Genomic DNA, 15,298 nt, shown 5'->3' on the forward strand with positions numbered 1-15,298 from the left:
AGGATGGATGCCCACTGCTACTGAGCTCGCCCGGGCGGTCGTCACCGCGCTCCTCGAGGCGCGCGTCACCGACATCGTCGTCGCGCCGGGATCGCGCAACGCACCGCTGTCGTTCGCCGTCCTCGACGCCTCGCGCGCCGGCCTGGTGCGTCTGCACACCCGGATCGACGAGCGTTCGGCCGGCTTCTTCGCGCTCGGCCTGACCAAGGTCGGCGCGCGCGCCGCGGTGATGTGCACCTCCGGCACCGCCGTCGCCAACCTGCACCCGTCGGTGCTCGAGGCGGCCCATGCGGGCGTGCCGCTGGCCGTGGTCACCGCCGACCGGCCCGCCCGGCTCCGCGAGACCGGCGCCAACCAGGTCACCGACCAGGTGGGCATCTTCGGCAGGCTGGTGGAGACCGTCGACCTGGCCGAGGCGCCGAGCGCGGACCACCTCGAGGCGCTCGACTCGGCGCGCGGCCCCGTCCACTGGAACCTCCAGCTCGACGACCCGCTGACCCCGCCCGACCGGTGGCAGCCGGGGGAGATCGCGGTCCGTCCGGAACCCGTACGTCCCGAGCTGATGATCCACGAGTCGATCCCGACCGGCGCCGGGACGCCACGCACGGTCGTCATCGCAGGTGACGACGCCGGCCCGCCCTCCCGGGTCCTCGCCCAGGACGGCGGGTGGCCGCTGCTCGCCGAGCCCTCCTCGGGCGCGCGCACCGGCGACAACGCGCTGCGCTCCTACCGGCTGCTGCTCGAGTCACCGCTGGCCGAACGGATCGAGCGGGTCGTGGTCTACGGCCACCCGACCCTCTCCCGGCCGGTCACCAACCTGCTCGCCCGTGCCGACATCGAGGTCATCGCGGCCCCGGTCGGCGGTGTCTGGCCCGCGCGCCCGTTCCGGGTCGACCGCACGATCCGCAACCGGCTCCACGTCGAGGGCGAGCCCGACCCGGCGTGGCTGGACGAGTGGCGTACCGCGGATCGCGAGCTCAGCCGCCAGGTGGACCGGCTGCTCCACGAGCGGCAGGAGATGACGGCGTACGACGTCGCCGGCTGTGTCGCCCGCGCCCTGCCCGACGGCGGGCTGCTGATGCTCGGCCCCTCCAATCCCGTACGCGACCTGGACCTGATGATGCGGCCCAACCGCGTCGGCGGGCGGCGGAAGGTGATCGCCAACCGTGGGCTGGCCGGCATCGACGGCATCGTCTCCACCGCGATCGGTGCCGCCGCCGGCCGCGCGTCGTCGACGCGAGCGCTCGCGCTGATGGGCGACGTGACCTTCCTGCACGACGCCGGTGGTCTGCTGCTCGGCCCCGAGGAGGTCCGCCCGGACCTCACCATCGTCGTCGCCAACGACGACGGCGGCTCGATCTTCGCCTCCCTCGAGCAGGGCGCCGACGACTACGCCGACAGCTTCGAGCGCCTCTTCGGCACCCCGCACGGGACCTCCCTCGAAGCCCTCTGCGCCGCCCACCGCATCCCGCACCTCGCGGTCACCTCGGCGCCCGAGCTCGAGGCCGCCCTCGCTTCGCCCAACGGCGGCATCGAGGTCGTCGAGGCCGTGGTCTCCCGCGACGGCCGGCGCGACCTCGACCTCGCCATCCGCGCCCTCGCTCGTTCCTGACGTGGCACAGTGACCTCGTGACAGAACAGCCGCAGTGGCCGGGTGTGGTGCCCTACGTCGAGTACTACACCGGCACGAAGCGCATCCTGGTGATCCACCTGACCAGCGGAAACGTGATGCTGGCCAACAACCCGGGCAAGCTCCCGCCGATCGTGAGCATCGACGGGAGGCAGTACGTCGTCTACTGGGGCACCGTCTCGTTCGAGATCCCCGCCGAGCGGGCCTGCCACGTCAGCGTCCACGTCGAGGGCGACTACATCCAGCAGGCCGCCACCATCCTGCTCTCGCCCGGGCCTGAGCAGGTCCAGTTGACGTACGCGACCCACTACACCTCGGGTGTCGGCTCCCTGACGCTGTCCTGAGGTCAGCGCACCCGGAGGATGTCGCCAGGCTGGCACTCGAGTACGTCACAGATCGCGGTGAGCGTCGAGAACCGGATCGCCCGCGCGCGGCCGTTCTTGAGGATCGACGCGTTGGCCAGGGTGATGCCGATCCGGTCGGCGAGCTCGGTGAGCGTCATCCCGCGCTCCTCGAGGAGCGTGTCGAGATGCACCGTGACGCGGTGGTCGTCGGTCATATGGTCAGTGCCACCTCTTGCTGGAGCGACACTCCGCGGCGCATCACCCGGCTGAAGGTGAGGGCGCAGACCCCGAGGATCAGCGGTGACCAGTCCGGGGCGGAGGTACCCACCTGGGAGCTCCAGGTTTGGTCCAGGTCAGGAGCCGAGGCTGAGGCGATGAAGATCCCGTCGCCGATGTTCGTGCCGACCGGGCCGATGATCGCCATGGCGATCAGGAACCACCCCAGCGCTCGCATCAGCCCGGCCGGACCGGCCGTGAAGATCCCTTCACGTCGAGCGACCTTGATGAACCGTCGCGCGATCAGACACGCTCCGAGCAGAAGCACCATGCCGAGGATCCCGCCGGCCGACGCGGCCAACTGCATCGTCCAGCTCGGATCCTTGGTGCAGAACGTCGTCCCGGAGGACAGGGTCCTAGAGCCCGGCTTGGTGTGTGGTTCGGTGTCTAGCTCCTCGCCGGTGTCCACGATGATCGAGTCGGTCTCGACACACACGTCGTCCGAGAAGGAGAACATGTGAGCGCCATCGGCCTTGCCGAACAAGTGCAGGCCGCTGACGACCACAGCGAAGAGGGCGAACGCGACGATGAGCGCAGAGACGGCATCGACCAGAGTGTTCAGTGGCGCCAGGGGGTCCCGCTCGGCCATGACGACTCCTTATCGTTTCCCGATGTTATCGAGAAACGATAAGGCACGGTCGCGGCCTGCTGCAACGACTCTGTTGGGCATCCTTCTCTGATGTCGAGAGCCGGATCGCCGCGGCCAGGACTCAGGCCTTGCCTACGTCAGTCGACGGCAGTTCGTGAATGCACTCACAAGGTCCCGTCAACTGACGTAGGCAAGCCGGACAGAAGCCTCACGGGCGCCAGTACGGATCCCGGCCGATGAAGCCGAGGAGCTGCTCCTGAGGGGTGGCGTCGGCGGGGACGTCGACGCGCGGGCCGAACTGGCCGGAGCCGCGCATGGCGTCCTCCATGGCGGCGGCGCCGGCCAGCATCGCCGCGGCACGCTCGGCGCCGAGGTCGAAGTCGCGGCCGAGGGCGCGGGAGAGGTCCCAGGAGTGCATCCAGATGTCGGGCGTATAGATCTCCGAGAGCGCCACGTCGAGCGGCTTGTCGCCCATGTGGGGGTTGGAGATCATCCGGCCGGCGGGATCGTCGAAGAGCCCCTGGATGTCGGCGGTGTGCGTCTTCCAGGCGGCGACCGGGTCCGCGGCGACATCGAGCGGTGCCAGGTCCACACCGGCCGAGGCGCGGAGGAAATCGCGCGGCCACCCGATCAGGTGCGAGACCACGTCGAGCGCGGTCCACGCCGCCACCGGGCTGGGCCGGGCCCAGTCCTCGGGGGCGGCGGTGGCGACGATCTCGGCGAACCGGCCCGCGTCGTACGCGTGCTGCTCGCGCATGCTCAGGGCCGCGGCGCTCACGAGAGCTCCGCGAGGAGCTCGTCGAGCTGCTCGTAGCCCTGGATGACGCCCTTGTCCATGCCGCTTGCCATGATCGCCGCCTGGGTCTCGAAGGACTCGACGACGCTGAGGCCGGTCAGCCGGGTGCGGCCGCCGGGGAGCGGCTCGAGGGTGAGGAACTCCAGCGAGGCTCCGTCGGGCGCGCCGCGCCAGGTGAAGGTCTGCACGATGCGCTCGTTCTCGCGCACCTCGTGGAAGCTGCCGAAGAACTGGGTGAACTCGTCACCGTCGCGCTCGGCGGAATAGGCCCACGAGCCGCCGGTGCGGAAGTCCCACTCGGTGATGTGCATGCCGACGTCGCGGGGCCCGAGCCACTTGGCGTACAGCTCCTTCTCGGCGTGGGCGCGGAAGACGAGCTCCGGGGGAGCGTCGAACTCGCGGACGATGGTGATCGTGGGGGTCTCCTGGGAGGCCTCGATCGTGGTCTCGTGCTTCGTGGTGGTCATGATGCGTCCTCTTCTCGTGCTGGTTCTCGTGCTGGTCGGTCTTCCTGCATCTCGGCGAGCAGTGCGTCCAAGCGCTGGTAGCGCTCCTCGGCCTGCTGTTGATATCTCTCGATCCACTTGGTCATGAGGTCGAACACCTCCGCTTCGAGGCGTACGGGTGCGCGGCGCCCCTCCCGGCTCACCAGGCCGGCCTCCTCGAGCACCTTGAGGTGCTTGGAGACCGCCTGGAGGCTGACGTCGTACGGCGCTGCCAGCTCGCCGACCGTCGCATCGGCGGACGAGAGCCGGGCGACCAGGTCACGCCGGGTCGGGTCCGCCAGTGCCGCAAAGACTCGGGAGAGTCTGTCCTCGCTCATCCGCTACTCCTCAACCATTTGGTTGATAACGAGGCTAGGTCGTGGCCTGCGGCATTGTCAACCACCTGGTTGAGTAATCTGCTTACTGGAAAACATTCCCCGGGGGACATCGGTTGCGGCACCATGATTCCCAGCCACGATGCTTCTCAGTGCACGTCTCCTCCTCGGGAAAGGCAGCCCCATGAGTCCTTCGCGCCGCAGATCCATGAGAGTGACCGCGATAGCCGCCGGTCTCCTCCTCGCCATCTCCCTCTCCCCGACCCAGTCCGCCGGTGCCGCAGGTGCCGCCGAGAAGGACGACCGCCGGCTGACCCAGAAGGCGAGGTCCCACGGCGTCACCCTCGAGCACGGGGCGTACGTCGGCTGGTCGACGCCCGGCTCCGACGCCGAGGGCGGCACCAAGAACGCCCCACCGATCACCGCCCAGGCGACCGTGAGCGGCATCGACGTCTCCGGCCACCAGGGCAACGTCGACTGGGCCTACTGGTGGGGTCAGGGGAAGCGGTTCGCCTACATCAAGGCGACCGAGGGCACCTACTACAAGAACAGCACCTACTTCCCGCAGCAGTACAACGGGTCCTACAACCAGGGCTTCATCCGCGGCGCCTACCACTTCGCCAACCCGTCCGACTCTGGTGGCGCGGCGCAGGCTGACTACTTCGTCAACAGCGGCGGCGGCTGGTCGGCGGACGGGAAGACGCTCCCGGGGGTGCTCGACATCGAGTACAACCCCTACTCCGGTGGCACCTGCTACGGCCTCTCCCAGGCCTCGATGCGCTCGTGGATCGCGGCCTTCCTGGACCGCTACCGCGCCCGCACCGGCCGCGACGCGGTCATCTACACGACCACCGACTGGTGGACGACCTGCACCGGCAACACCTCGCAGTTCGCCAGCGCCCACCCGCTCTGGATCGCGCGCTACGCCAGCACGCCCGGCACCCTGCCGGCCGGCTGGGGCTACTACACCTTCTGGCAGTACACCTCCTCGCCGTTGGACCAGAACACGTTCAACGGCGCGTACGACCGCCTGCAGGCGCTCGCCCGGGGGTGATCACGTCGGGGGCGGACCCCCGGTCCTCACAGGCCCAGCTGGGCCTTCCAGGAACCGAGGACCGGGGTCCACTCGAAGATGCGGCGCTCCTTGATCAGCCCGACCGCGAGGAACGGGTCGTCGTCCACGGTCGCCTCGACGGTGGCGATCTCGCCCTCGAAGACGAGCAGGCCGGAGCCGTCGGAGGTGGGGCCTGAGAGCACCAGGTTGTCCTGGCTCGCCAGGAACCCGCGATGGGCGTCGAGATGCTCGGCGCGTACGTCGGGGAGGTCGTTGTAGGCGTACAAAACCACGACGAGGGCCATCAGAGGTCAGCCCCGTCCGCGAGACGCACGTAGCCGCGCTCGGCCGGGATCAGGGCGGCCGCCTGGGTGTCGAAGATGCTGGATCCGGCCTCGGAGTAGACCCGGTCGTGGATCGCGACCGTCCGGGAGGCGCCGACCTCGCGGGCGAAGTCGATGAGCTCGGCCGAGCGGGCCCACGGCGCGGAGACGGGCAGAAAGAGTACGTCCACCGCCCGGCCCGGGCCGTCGAGCGCGTCGCCCGGGTGGAATAGCGTCTGGTCGCCGGCGCTGATCAGGTAGCCCGAGTTGTCGAAGTGGGGCAGGTCGGCGTGGATGACCGCGTGCTTCTCGTTGATCGCGGTGACCGGGAGCCCGGCATCGAACGACTCACCCGGCTTCACCACCGTGGTCCGCTCGTGGACCGCGGGAGCACCCTTCTGGATCTGCGCCGCGACCGCGCCGATGGTGTAGATCGGCGCGTCGTTGCCCTCCAGGAGTGCCGGGGCGTAGTGGTCGGGGTGCTCGTGGGTGATCAGCACCGCCGTGGCGCCGTCCAGCGCCTCGGGCTGGGTGAACACGCCCGGATCGACGACCACCACCGCCCCGTCGTGCTCGATCCGGACACAGGCATGGCCGAACTTCGTGATCCTCATGCCGCCGAATCTATCGCGGGCGAGCTAGACGTCGGAGCGGACCATGTTGGCGAGCCACAGACCGAGGAAGACCGGAAGGAATACGCCCCAGCCCATCTGCACCGCGGAGTCCTCGGGCAGCGCGACCACGCCGATCACGGCGATGGCGCTCGGCAGCACCCCCGACACGATCGCGATCCCGATCTCGACGGCGGGGTGGTTGCTCCGGGAGTAGGCGAAGTAGAGACCCATCGCCGCGGCCGCCACGGCGAAGAGGATCGTCAGCACCGCGGCGACGACCAGCAGCTTGTAGGCGCCCGGGGCATCGTCGGGCCGGTCGCCCAACCATGCGATCGCCGACCAGAAGCCGTAGCTGTCGCCGTCCTCACCGTCGTCGTGGACGATCCGGTAGGCCGGCACCGAGATCATCGCGACGATCAGGACCGGCACGAGGAGCAGCTGGGTGCGCGCCAGCCGGTCGGCGTTCTCCTCTCCCTCGCGCAGGGCGGTGCGGATGAGACCGTCCGAGTTCTCCATGCCCGAAGGTTAAGACAGCGCGTCGCGGATCGGGACGAACTTGGCCTGGGTCTCGGCCAGCTCGGTCTCCGGGTCGGAGCTCGCGACGATGCCGCAGCCGGCGAAGAGGCGGGCGGTGCGGTCGTCGATCATCTCGGCCGAGCGCAGCGCGATGCCCCACTCGCCGTCGCCGGAGGCGTCCATCCAGCCGACCGGGCCGGCGTAGCGGGCGCGCTCCATCGACTCGATCTCGGCGATGAGCGCGACGGCGTCCTCGCGCGGGGTGCCGCCGACGGCGGCGGAGGGGTGCAGGGCCGCGGCCAGGTCGAGCGAGCTCACCCCGTCGCTGGCCACACCGGTGATGTCGGTGGCCAGGTGCATCACGTTGGGGAGCTTGAGCACGAAGGGGGCCTCGGGCACGTTCATCGAGGAGCAATGCGGCTCCAGGGCGTCGGCGACCGACCTGGCGGCGTACTCGTGCTCCTCGAGGTTCTTCGAGGACTCGGCCAGGGAGGCGGCGAGGGCCGAGTCGAGGTTCTCCTCGCCGGTCGGCCAGATCGTGCCCGCGAGCACGCGGGAGGTGACCAGGCCGCGCTCGCGGCGGACGAGCAGCTCGGGGGTCGCGCCGAAGAGGTCGTCGACGTGGAACGTCCAGCAGGTCGGGTACGCAGCGGCCAACCGCCGCAGCACGGCGCGGATGTCGATCGGGGCGCCGGCCGCGGCGAGCAGGTCGCGGGCGAGGACGACCTTGTCGAGGTCGCCGTGCTGGAGCCGGCCGACCGCGTCGGCGACGATCCGCATCCAGTGCTCTCCGTCGACGTATGCATCGGCGAAGACGACGTCGCGCGGCGCCTCCGGCTCCGGCGCCGGCGCCAGCGGAGGAGGCGGTGAGGCGGCGGGGCCGACGGTGGTCACCCAGGCGACGTCGCCACGCTTCCCGACGACCACCGCGGGCACCTTGAGCACGGAGAAGCCCGGCAGGTCCGAGAAGGCGAAGGAGCCGAAGCCGACCAGCCCGGTGCCGGGCACGCCGACCGGGTCGGAGACCGTCGAGACCGCGGCCAGCTCCTCGAACCACTTGGCCGCGTGCGCGAACCGCTCCGGTCCGGACGTACGGATCTCGGCGGCGGTGCCCCAGCCGACCAGGCCCTCGCCGTGGCGGACCCAGGACAGCACGCGCCGGCGGGCGGGCAGCAGCGCGAGCAGGTCGTCGAGCGTCTCCGACCCGGCATCGAGGGCCACGGTGGTGGCTACCAGGGACCGCTGCTCAGACTCACTCACACCCCCAGGGTATCGGCGTGGTGTCGGCGAGGACGAGTCGAAGTGATGTATGTGGCATCCGCCCCAGTTGCCATCTATCACCATGTGGGTTGTAGCGTGCGCTGGCGTGAGTACCAACAAAGAGCAGTCGTTCATCGCAGAGAACGGCATCACCCTCGGCATCATCGCCTTGGCCCTCTTCGTCGTGCTGGGCGTAGGCCTGCCACGGTGGGTTGGCGACTCCGACTCCCACTCGGGGGTGAAGATCACGCTCCCGGAGACGCTGCCGGGCGGCTACAAGCCGGCGGACAAGAAGTCCTCCTACGACCTCGACGTGATCAAGAAGCAGGGTGCGTCCGAGGAGCAGCTGGACCTGTTCATCAAGCAGAACGCGGCCAGCTCGAAGACCGAGGACCGCAACGTGTCCGACGCCCTCGGCTTCTCGATGGCCTCGCGCACCTACATCACCAAGGACATGAAGAAGTCCGTGATGATCCGTGCCTTCGCCGGTGACGGCAGCGCCTACTACGGCGGTGGCGAGGTCTCCAAGGTGCGCGACAACGTCTGCTACTCCAGCTCCGACCAGTCGACCGGTCAGACCCAGGCGACCTGCTCGCACGCGTCCGACGACCTGACCGTCCAGGCGACCGCCGCCTCGAAGGAAGACGCGGCGAAGTACGCCGACGAGATCTTCGAGAAGCTCGCCTGAGTTCGGTTCCGGACACAGACCCGAGACAGAATCAGCCCGTGACCCGAGCAGATCTGGACAAGCAGCCCGGCGAGGTCCGTCGGATGTTCGACGCCGTGGCCAAGCGCTACGACGTCACCAACGACGTTCTCTCGCTCGGCCAGGACCGCCGCTGGCGACGCGAGGTCATCAAGGCCGTCGCCCCGAAGCCCGGCGAGCTCGTGCTCGACCTCGCCGCCGGCACCGGCACCTCGTCCCAGCCGTTCCTGGACGCAGGCGCCGAGGTGGTCCCGACGGACTTCTCCATCGGGATGCTCCAGGTCGGCAAGAAGGCCAAGCCCCACCTGCCGTTCACGGCCGGCGACGGCACCCGGCTGCCCTATCGCGACGCCACCTTCGACGCGGTCACGATCTCGTTCGGGCTGCGCAACATCGTCGACCCGGCGGCCGGCCTGCGTGAGCTGCGCCGGGTCACCCGCCCCGGTGGCCGGATCGTGGTCTGCGAGTTCTCGCACCCGACCTGGAAGCCGTTCCGGACGGTCTACGTGGAATACCTGATGAAGGCGCTGCCGCCGGTCGCCCGGGCGGTATCGTCCTCGCCGGACGCCTACGTCTACCTCGCCGAGTCCATCCGGGCATGGCCCGACCAGGCGGGCCTTGCCGACATGCTCTCCGCGGCGGGTTGGCAGGCTCCGAGCTGGACGAATCTCTCGGGTGGAATCGTCGCACTTCATCACGCAACCGCCTGATCTCTGCGAAAGTTCAACTATGACCTCCACGTTGCCATGGGACGGCATCTTGATGCCTCGCGAGGCCTACGGGCCCGCAGCGGTCAAGGCCAGGGACTCACTCACCGACGCGGCCGCGCAGGGCGACTGGCGCCGGGCGCTCTCGCAGGTGCGCAACGACTACACCGTCGGCGTCAACACCTGGAAGATCGGCGGTGAGTCGATGTTCACGCCGCTCCACCACGCCGCCTACCTCGGTGCGCCGCGCGAGACCGTGCAGGAGCTGCTCTCGCTGGGTGGGGTCAGGTCCCTGCCCACGGCCCACGGTGAGACGCCCTACCAGCTCGCCAGGCGACGCGGTCACGAGCACCTGCTCGACATGCTCGACCCCTACTTCCGCCCCGGCACCCCGCTCGGTGACAACCTCGAGGCCGTCAACCACCACGTGAACACGACGCTCGCCGAGCTGACCGCCGAGTTCCGTGGCGACCACCAGCTGCGTACGTTCGACGTCCGGCTCATCTCCGAGGAGGGCGGCCCCGACGAGGCCTGGTTCACCGCCCCGGGGATGTACGGCGGCATCCGCATCGGGATGTTCTGGGGCCGCGCCCACCTGGAGTACAACTCCCGCCTGGGCGACTCCTACGCCGTCGTCGGCCCGGAGGGATCGGCCTACGTGAGCCGCTCCAAGCGCGCCCTGCCGGCTCGCTGACCGAGTTGCTCGACAAACCCCTCGGGGTTTCCGGATTCCGCTGTACGCCGGCCCGCGCTCGGTCACACTCCGTCTGTGGTGCACTCATGGAACGTGACTTGGAAGGGTCAGCGGCAACTCATCCGGTCGGCTAGACGGCTCTCGCTCTGGACACGAGCAACGCTCATACGTCACGTTCTGATCGCTGTCGTGGCTTGGCTGGTCCTCGTCATCCTGTGGGTCCTGGACGGCGACGCAGGAAGCATCGGCATGCTGGACCGGATCTGGCTGCTTGTGCTCGGGATGCTTGGCCTTCTTGCTTCTGTGATGTGGCTGATCGCCCACAGATCGGCCATCGCCAAACAGATCGTCGCTGCCTACCCGGTTGGCCAGGCTGTCTTCTCGGCGGTTGACGACCGCGGTTTTCGAATCGCGAATGCTCTCGGGGAGACATCGTGGCGCTGGGACCAGATCGGGGGTGCGCGGAGCAACGCCGGTGTGCTCGGCATTCCCGATCGGCTGGCCGTACGCCCTGACCAGTCCCTCCCTGGGCTGATGCCCGAGCTGAGTGTGTGGGTGCCCCGAGCGCTTGTGGCAGACGACGTGCTCCTACGCATCGGGCTTCCGGTCGTCGGCAAGGCGCCGTCACCGACCCCGGTTGGGTTCCCGCGCGGCACCGCGCTCAGGCAGCCACGCACCTGGGTCGTGACGGCTGACTCCCAACGGAGACTGGCACACGACGCCTGGTTGGCGCTGATCCTCGAACCGAAGATGCTGGCAACGCAGGTTCTCCTCGCCGTCGCTGCGCTGGGACAGATGGGGTTCGTGATCGTGATGATCCTGGACGGGTACGACGTGAGGGCGACGGGCCTTCTGCTCCCGGTCCTCGTTGCCTTGAATGTCTGGACGCCCTGGTGGCTGACGCGTCGCCAGGTTCGGGCGCTCTTTCCTGTCGGATTCAGCGCATCGCTGCAGATCGAGGACGTGGGCATGAGGGTGCTGACTGCGTGGGACGAGCAGGTGATCTCTTGGAGGATGCTTCAGGGGTCTCGGGTTCGGGGAAGCGCCTTCACCTACCCGCACCCGGTCCAGTCGATGACTCGCGAGACCCTTCCGGCGGCATTGGTTCCCGATGACGTCCTGGGGCGGCTCGGATGCCGCCCGCTCGGCACACAGTTCGTGGAGGCGGAAGGTGGTTCCGCAGGTCAGTGACACTGCTGTGGGTGACGTGTGTGCTCGGTTCCGGGTGGATGAGAGGGTCAGGGCATGGCTGACACTCACGAGGATCTGATCATCGACCTGAACCCGCTGCCGGAGGCGATCTCGGGACGACTGCGGTCCCAGCTGGAGTTCATCGCCGAGGCCGACAGGCTCAAGACGATCCTGCGTGCCTCCCCGCTGGCCGCGGCCGACCGTCGCGAGAACGACGCCGAGCACTCCTGGCACCTGGCCCTGATGGTGCTGCTGCTGGCCGAGTACGCCGACGAGCCGATCGACGTCGGGCACGCGATCAAGCTCGTGATCATCCACGACATGGTGGAGATCTACGCCGGTGACAGCCCGGTCTTCGACCCGGCCGCCGTCGTCGACCAGGTCGAGCGTGAGCTCGCCGCCGCCGACCGGCTCTTCACGATGCTGCCGCCGGACCAGGCGGGGGAGATCCGCGCCCTGTGGGACGAGTTCGAGGCCGCCCAGACGCCCGAGGCGCGCTTCTGCAAGGCCATGGACCGCCTCGAGCCGATGCTCCTCAACTGGCTCAACCGAGGCGGCACCTGGAGCATGCCCGGCGCCACCGAGTCCCGCGTCCGCGCCCGTGAGGCCGGCGTCGTCGCCGCCTCGACCACCCTCGGTGAGGCCACCGACGCCATCGTCCGCGCGGGGCTCGCCAAGGGCTGGATCCGCCCGGACCCGGGCTGACCCCAGCCCCGCCGAGTCGGCTCGTCATAACGAGCCGACTCGGCGAGATTTCGGGTGAGGACGGGCCGACTCGGCAGGTTTCTGCGCGTTTCTGTGCGTCGGCGCCCGGCGGCCCCATCGAGTCGTCGACAAACGGGGATATTCCCTCCCGGGTATCGGTTACGCTGCGCCCGACTCTGGAGTCCGTGGTGCTGAGGGGAGCCGCTCGTGGACGTGGATGTGGTGCCAGGATCGGTGACGAACTGGATCGTCACGATCGACGACCAGCGTCGGCTCAAGCGGGCGATGGTAGGGATGCGGCTGCGGAGCTGGGCCTACTGGGTCCTCGCGTTGGGTCTGCCCTTGTTGCTGACTGGCGCCCTCTGGTTCGGCATGCATGATCCGGGTCTTGGTCCGGGACTGGTTGGCGAGGCCGTCGAACACGGGATGATGGCCGCTGTCGGAGTCGTCTTCCTAGCGCTTTCGCTGATGACGCCGCTGTGGAAAGTCTCTCGCCGCGTGGAGCGCGAGTTCCCTGTTGGCGCCACTCTCGTCGCATGGGCGACGGAGAGCGGGTTGGGCATGCGTACGCTCAGGCGACTCGCCTTCTATCCCTGGTCGCGGCTGACGCAGATCGAGGTGGGGCCGGTGTTCGTGCGGTGTCGGCAGGATGGCCCGAAGGCGCTGGCACTACCGGCGTATCTTCCGGCCGGGCCTGATGAGGTGGCGCGGTCGGTCGACTTCCCGGCCCAGCTCATCGGGCCGGCGATCAGACGCGAGTTGGCGGCGCGGGCAGGCCGGGGATCGGTGGAGACTCCGATGCTCGGGGAGCCGATCGTCGTCGACCGTGCGCTGCGGCGGCGGCTCGTGCGGGCGTGGCTGCGAGCGCAGTTCGGCATCATGGCGTGGTTGCTTTCGGCTGTGTTTGCGCTCAACATCCTGCTACTACTGGCCGGTGGCTCCTACCGGATGGCGATCGTCTGGCTGGTGATGGTGTTGCTCAACCCCCTCCTCTGGCTGCTGTCCGGGGAGGGCCGGATGTCCGGGATGTACCCCGTCGGTGCCAGCGTCGTCGGCTCGATGGGCCAGTGGCTCGAAATCCAGGGACCGTGGGGAAGCGTTGCCTGGCCTCCAGGATGGTTGAAGCTGCGCCGGATGAACAAGCACATCGTGACGTACGAGATGGTGCAGGTCGGCCCCGATGGAAGGTTGACCGACCTCGACAAGCGGATCGTTGTGATCCCCCGAGCCTTCCTCGACACGCCGGCGGAGACCGTCAGCGCCGAAGCCTGAGCCACCACAACCCCGCAACATCCGCGCACATGTGGAGTTCTGGCACGACCTGGGCGCGGGGCGTACGTAGCTTTCGCTCATATGTGGGGTTCTGTCCCGGGTCTCCGGATCACGCCCCGGGTTTCCCCTACGCTGCGGTGGCCGAGCTGCGGCGATGTCGAGGAGGCCGTGGTGGACATGGATGTGGTGCCGGGTTCGGTGACCGGATGGACCGTCACGGCTGAGGATCAGCGCCAGGTGGGGCGGGCCCTCGTAGGGCTGCGGTTGCGAGATCCGGGCTACTTGTTCGCGGCGCTGGTGCTGCCGCCGATGGTGGCGGGTGCGGTCTGGTTCGCGGGGTCTCTCCCCGACCCGGGCGCCATCGGCGACACCTTCCGGGTTGTGACGGCAGCGATCCTCGGAGGCACGATCCTCGTGCTCCAGCTGGCGGTGCCGCTGTGGACCGTGCGACGCGCGGTGCGGCGTGACTACCCGGTCGGGGCAGTGCTCACGGCGTGGGCGACGGGGAGCGGTCTGGGGATACGCACGACCAGTCGGATGGTCTTCTACCCCTGGTGGCGACTGACCCGGGCCGACGTCGGTCCGGTGCTGGTGAGATGTCGGCAGCCGCATCGGGGGCACCTGGTGCCGTCCTATCTCCCCGCGGGACCGGACGAGATCGCAGGGTCGATCGACCTCCCGGCCGCTCTCATCGGCCCGGTGATCCGACGAGAGCTGGAGACGGCGAGCGGCAGAGGATCCATCGAGCCGCCGTTGTCGGGAGTGCGCATCGAGGTGGACCGGGCCATGCGGCGGCGGCTCGTCTACGCCTGGATGCGGGAACGGATCGGGTTCTCGCCACTCCTGACGTCGGCGATCGGGATTCTCGTCGTCCTGGTTTTCGTCACCTCGGGCTTCTACCGAGGCGCGATCTACTTCGCGGTGCTCGGCGCCTTGGGGCCGTTGTCCCGGCTGGTCGGCGCCGAGCAATGGATGCCGGGGATGTACCCGCTCGGCGCCACCATCCGCGGCTCGGTGGGCGAGTCGCTCGAGATCCAGGGACCGTGGGGAAGCGTCGCCTGGCACCAGGGGTGGCTCAAGCAGCGGCGGATGACCGCGCACACCGTGACGTACGAAGTGATGCAGACGAACGCCGACGGAAGTCCCGCGCAACTGCTCGATGCCGAGAAGCGGATCGTCGTGATTCCTCGAGTCTTCATCGACACGCCGGCGCCGGCCGCCAGCGCCCAAGTCTGAGCCGTCACAACCCCGCCGTGGCGTGGTTGTGCAAGCGTTTGCCGCCGGATGCAGGTGCACATTTCGACCTCGGCGAGAAAGTGCGCGCGCCATTTCGGCAACCCACTTGCAATCCGTCACAGGAGTGGCAGGATGTGAGTTGGCCCACATTGTGATTCTATTCACAAAGTCTCAAGAAGGGGTGGGCCGCTCAGGGTAGGAGGCGAGATGGAGCTCTACGTGCCGGTGCTCGCGTTGGCGGGACTGGCGACGCTCTTCGCGGTCGGTTCGGTGGTGATGAGCTCGGTCGTCGGACCGAGTCGCGCCAACCAGGCCAAGGCGGATCCCTACGAGTGCGGGATCGAGGCCACGCCACAAGCGCTGGGCGGTCGCTTCCCGGTGAAGTACTACATCACCGCGATGCTCTTCATCATCTTCGACATCGAGATCATCTTCCTCTACCCGTGGGCCGTCAGGTTCGACGCGATGGGATGGTTCGGCCTCGCGGAGATGGGCCTGTTCCTGCTGACGGTGTTCGTGGCGTACGCCTATGTGTGGCGCCGCGGCGGATTGGACTGGGACTGAC

The 15,298-nt window shown here is 68.8% G+C and carries 20 protein-coding genes; 11 read left to right on the top strand and 9 right to left on the bottom strand.

Translation table 11 applies throughout. The features are described from left to right. Positions 1-7 precede the first annotated feature (7 nt). A complete protein-coding gene (gene menD / locus ACZ6WN_RS02925; RefSeq protein ID WP_465862587.1) occupies positions 8-1,612 on the top strand; it encodes a 2-succinyl-5-enolpyruvyl-6-hydroxy-3-cyclohexene-1-carboxylic-acid synthase in 1,605 nt (534 codons plus the stop codon). A 17-nt stretch (positions 1,613-1,629) separates the two neighbouring features. Then, positions 1,630-1,974 carry a hypothetical protein gene (locus ACZ6WN_RS02930; RefSeq protein ID WP_465862588.1) on the top strand — a complete coding sequence of 115 codons (345 nt, stop codon included), beginning with the start codon at positions 1,630-1,632 and terminating at the stop codon, positions 1,972-1,974. Between the two features lie 2 nt (positions 1,975-1,976). On the opposite strand, the gene ACZ6WN_RS02935 is transcribed toward ACZ6WN_RS02930, so the two are convergent. From ACZ6WN_RS02935 to ACZ6WN_RS02955, 5 genes are all read right to left on the bottom strand, one after another. Continuing rightward, positions 1,977-2,189: a helix-turn-helix domain-containing protein gene (locus ACZ6WN_RS02935; RefSeq protein WP_465862589.1), complete on the bottom strand. Its 213-nt coding sequence runs from the start codon at positions 2,187-2,189 to the stop codon at positions 1,977-1,979. Then, positions 2,186-2,839 (bottom strand): DUF2975 domain-containing protein, encoded by a 654-nt coding sequence (locus ACZ6WN_RS02940; RefSeq protein ID WP_465862591.1) that lies wholly within the window; start codon positions 2,837-2,839, stop codon positions 2,186-2,188. Before ACZ6WN_RS02940 ends, ACZ6WN_RS02935 begins: the two co-directional genes overlap by 4 nt. Before the next feature lie 208 nt (positions 2,840-3,047). Beyond that, entirely contained in the window at positions 3,048-3,617 is a 570-nt protein-coding gene (locus ACZ6WN_RS02945) for a TIGR03086 family metal-binding protein (RefSeq protein ID WP_465862592.1), read from the bottom strand. Then, the gene (locus tag ACZ6WN_RS02950) at positions 3,614-4,102 is read right to left on the bottom strand and encodes an SRPBCC family protein (RefSeq protein ID WP_465862593.1); all 489 of its coding nucleotides are present in this window, start codon (positions 4,100-4,102) and stop codon (positions 3,614-3,616) included. The genes ACZ6WN_RS02945 and ACZ6WN_RS02950 overlap by 4 nt, the downstream gene beginning before the upstream one ends. Beyond that, positions 4,099-4,458, bottom strand: a complete 360-nt coding sequence (locus ACZ6WN_RS02955; RefSeq protein ID WP_465862595.1) for an ArsR/SmtB family transcription factor — start codon at positions 4,456-4,458, stop codon at positions 4,099-4,101. Before ACZ6WN_RS02955 ends, ACZ6WN_RS02950 begins: the two co-directional genes overlap by 4 nt. A gap of 205 nt (positions 4,459-4,663) precedes the next feature. Between ACZ6WN_RS02955 and ACZ6WN_RS02960 the strand changes: the two genes are divergently transcribed. Further along, entirely contained in the window at positions 4,664-5,509 is an 846-nt protein-coding gene (locus tag ACZ6WN_RS02960; protein WP_465863509.1) for a GH25 family lysozyme, read from the top strand. A gap of 26 nt (positions 5,510-5,535) precedes the next feature. Here ACZ6WN_RS02960 and ACZ6WN_RS02965 read toward each other — a convergent pair whose 3' ends face one another. Genes ACZ6WN_RS02965 through ACZ6WN_RS02980 form a run of 4 tightly spaced genes read right to left on the bottom strand, consistent with a single transcriptional unit; the run spans position 5,536 to position 8,222 of the window. Further along, the gene (locus ACZ6WN_RS02965; RefSeq protein WP_465862597.1) at positions 5,536-5,814 is read right to left on the bottom strand and encodes a YciI family protein; all 279 of its coding nucleotides are present in this window, start codon (positions 5,812-5,814) and stop codon (positions 5,536-5,538) included. Continuing rightward, on the bottom strand, positions 5,814-6,446 hold the full coding sequence (locus ACZ6WN_RS02970) for an MBL fold metallo-hydrolase (protein WP_465862599.1): 633 nt from the start codon (positions 6,444-6,446) through the stop codon (positions 5,814-5,816). The genes ACZ6WN_RS02965 and ACZ6WN_RS02970 overlap by 1 nt, the downstream gene beginning before the upstream one ends. Before the next feature lie 24 nt (positions 6,447-6,470). After that, a complete protein-coding gene (locus ACZ6WN_RS02975; RefSeq protein ID WP_465862600.1) occupies positions 6,471-6,962 on the bottom strand; it encodes a hypothetical protein in 492 nt (163 codons plus the stop codon). 9 nt (positions 6,963-6,971) lie between these two features. Then, positions 6,972-8,222, bottom strand: a complete 1,251-nt coding sequence (locus tag ACZ6WN_RS02980) for an isochorismate synthase (RefSeq protein WP_465862601.1) — start codon at positions 8,220-8,222, stop codon at positions 6,972-6,974. 106 nt (positions 8,223-8,328) lie between these two features. Here ACZ6WN_RS02980 and ACZ6WN_RS02985 point away from each other — a divergent pair, with 106 nt between their 5' ends. From ACZ6WN_RS02985 to ACZ6WN_RS03020, 8 genes are all read left to right on the top strand, one after another. Further along, entirely contained in the window at positions 8,329-8,910 is a 582-nt protein-coding gene (locus ACZ6WN_RS02985) for a hypothetical protein (RefSeq protein ID WP_465862602.1), read from the top strand. A 38-nt stretch (positions 8,911-8,948) separates the two neighbouring features. Further along, positions 8,949-9,638, top strand: a complete 690-nt coding sequence (locus ACZ6WN_RS02990) for a demethylmenaquinone methyltransferase (RefSeq protein ID WP_465862603.1) — start codon at positions 8,949-8,951, stop codon at positions 9,636-9,638. Between the two features lie 19 nt (positions 9,639-9,657). Then, positions 9,658-10,329 carry a hypothetical protein gene (locus ACZ6WN_RS02995; protein WP_465862604.1) on the top strand — a complete coding sequence of 224 codons (672 nt, stop codon included), beginning with the start codon at positions 9,658-9,660 and terminating at the stop codon, positions 10,327-10,329. A gap of 189 nt (positions 10,330-10,518) precedes the next feature. After that, positions 10,519-11,520 (top strand): hypothetical protein, encoded by a 1,002-nt coding sequence (locus ACZ6WN_RS03000; RefSeq protein WP_465862605.1) that lies wholly within the window; start codon positions 10,519-10,521, stop codon positions 11,518-11,520. Between the two features lie 54 nt (positions 11,521-11,574). Beyond that, positions 11,575-12,225 (top strand): HD domain-containing protein, encoded by a 651-nt coding sequence (locus tag ACZ6WN_RS03005; RefSeq protein WP_465862607.1) that lies wholly within the window; start codon positions 11,575-11,577, stop codon positions 12,223-12,225. 207 nt (positions 12,226-12,432) lie between these two features. Next, on the top strand, positions 12,433-13,497 hold the full coding sequence (locus ACZ6WN_RS03010) for a hypothetical protein (protein WP_465862608.1): 1,065 nt from the start codon (positions 12,433-12,435) through the stop codon (positions 13,495-13,497). Positions 13,498-13,668: 171 nt separating this feature from the next. Further along, the gene (locus ACZ6WN_RS03015) at positions 13,669-14,733 is read left to right on the top strand and encodes a hypothetical protein (RefSeq protein WP_465862609.1); all 1,065 of its coding nucleotides are present in this window, start codon (positions 13,669-13,671) and stop codon (positions 14,731-14,733) included. 207 nt (positions 14,734-14,940) lie between these two features. Beyond that, positions 14,941-15,297, top strand: coding sequence for an NADH-quinone oxidoreductase subunit A (locus ACZ6WN_RS03020; protein WP_091043014.1), 357 nt, complete (start codon positions 14,941-14,943; stop codon positions 15,295-15,297). The last annotated feature ends 1 nt before the right edge of the window (position 15,298 follow it).

It is taken from the genome of Nocardioides sp. NPDC054178 (genome assembly GCF_055585005.1).

Bases quoted from the DNA above. Each gene is read 5' to 3' on its own strand.
- ACZ6WN_RS03005 (WP_465862607.1), top strand. From the start codon at position 11,575: ATGGCTGACACTCACGAGGATCTGATCATCGACCTGAACCCGCTGCCG.
- ACZ6WN_RS03020 (WP_091043014.1), top strand. From the start codon at position 14,941: ATGGAGCTCTACGTGCCGGTGCTCGCGTTGGCGGGACTGGCGACGCTC.
- ACZ6WN_RS02975 (WP_465862600.1), bottom strand. From the start codon at position 6,962: ATGGAGAACTCGGACGGTCTCATCCGCACCGCCCTGCGCGAGGGAGAG.
- ACZ6WN_RS02960 (WP_465863509.1), top strand. From the start codon at position 4,664: ATGAGAGTGACCGCGATAGCCGCCGGTCTCCTCCTCGCCATCTCCCTC.
- ACZ6WN_RS02995 (WP_465862604.1), top strand. From the start codon at position 9,658: ATGACCTCCACGTTGCCATGGGACGGCATCTTGATGCCTCGCGAGGCC.
- ACZ6WN_RS02955 (WP_465862595.1), bottom strand. From the start codon at position 4,458: ATGAGCGAGGACAGACTCTCCCGAGTCTTTGCGGCACTGGCGGACCCG.
- ACZ6WN_RS02940 (WP_465862591.1), bottom strand. From the start codon at position 2,839: ATGGCCGAGCGGGACCCCCTGGCGCCACTGAACACTCTGGTCGATGCC.
- ACZ6WN_RS02950 (WP_465862593.1), bottom strand. From the start codon at position 4,102: ATGACCACCACGAAGCACGAGACCACGATCGAGGCCTCCCAGGAGACC.
- ACZ6WN_RS02965 (WP_465862597.1), bottom strand. From the start codon at position 5,814: ATGGCCCTCGTCGTGGTTTTGTACGCCTACAACGACCTCCCCGACGTA.
- ACZ6WN_RS02970 (WP_465862599.1), bottom strand. From the start codon at position 6,446: ATGAGGATCACGAAGTTCGGCCATGCCTGTGTCCGGATCGAGCACGAC.
- menD (WP_465862587.1), top strand. From the start codon at position 8: ATGCCCACTGCTACTGAGCTCGCCCGGGCGGTCGTCACCGCGCTCCTC.
- ACZ6WN_RS02935 (WP_465862589.1), bottom strand. From the start codon at position 2,189: ATGACCGACGACCACCGCGTCACGGTGCATCTCGACACGCTCCTCGAG.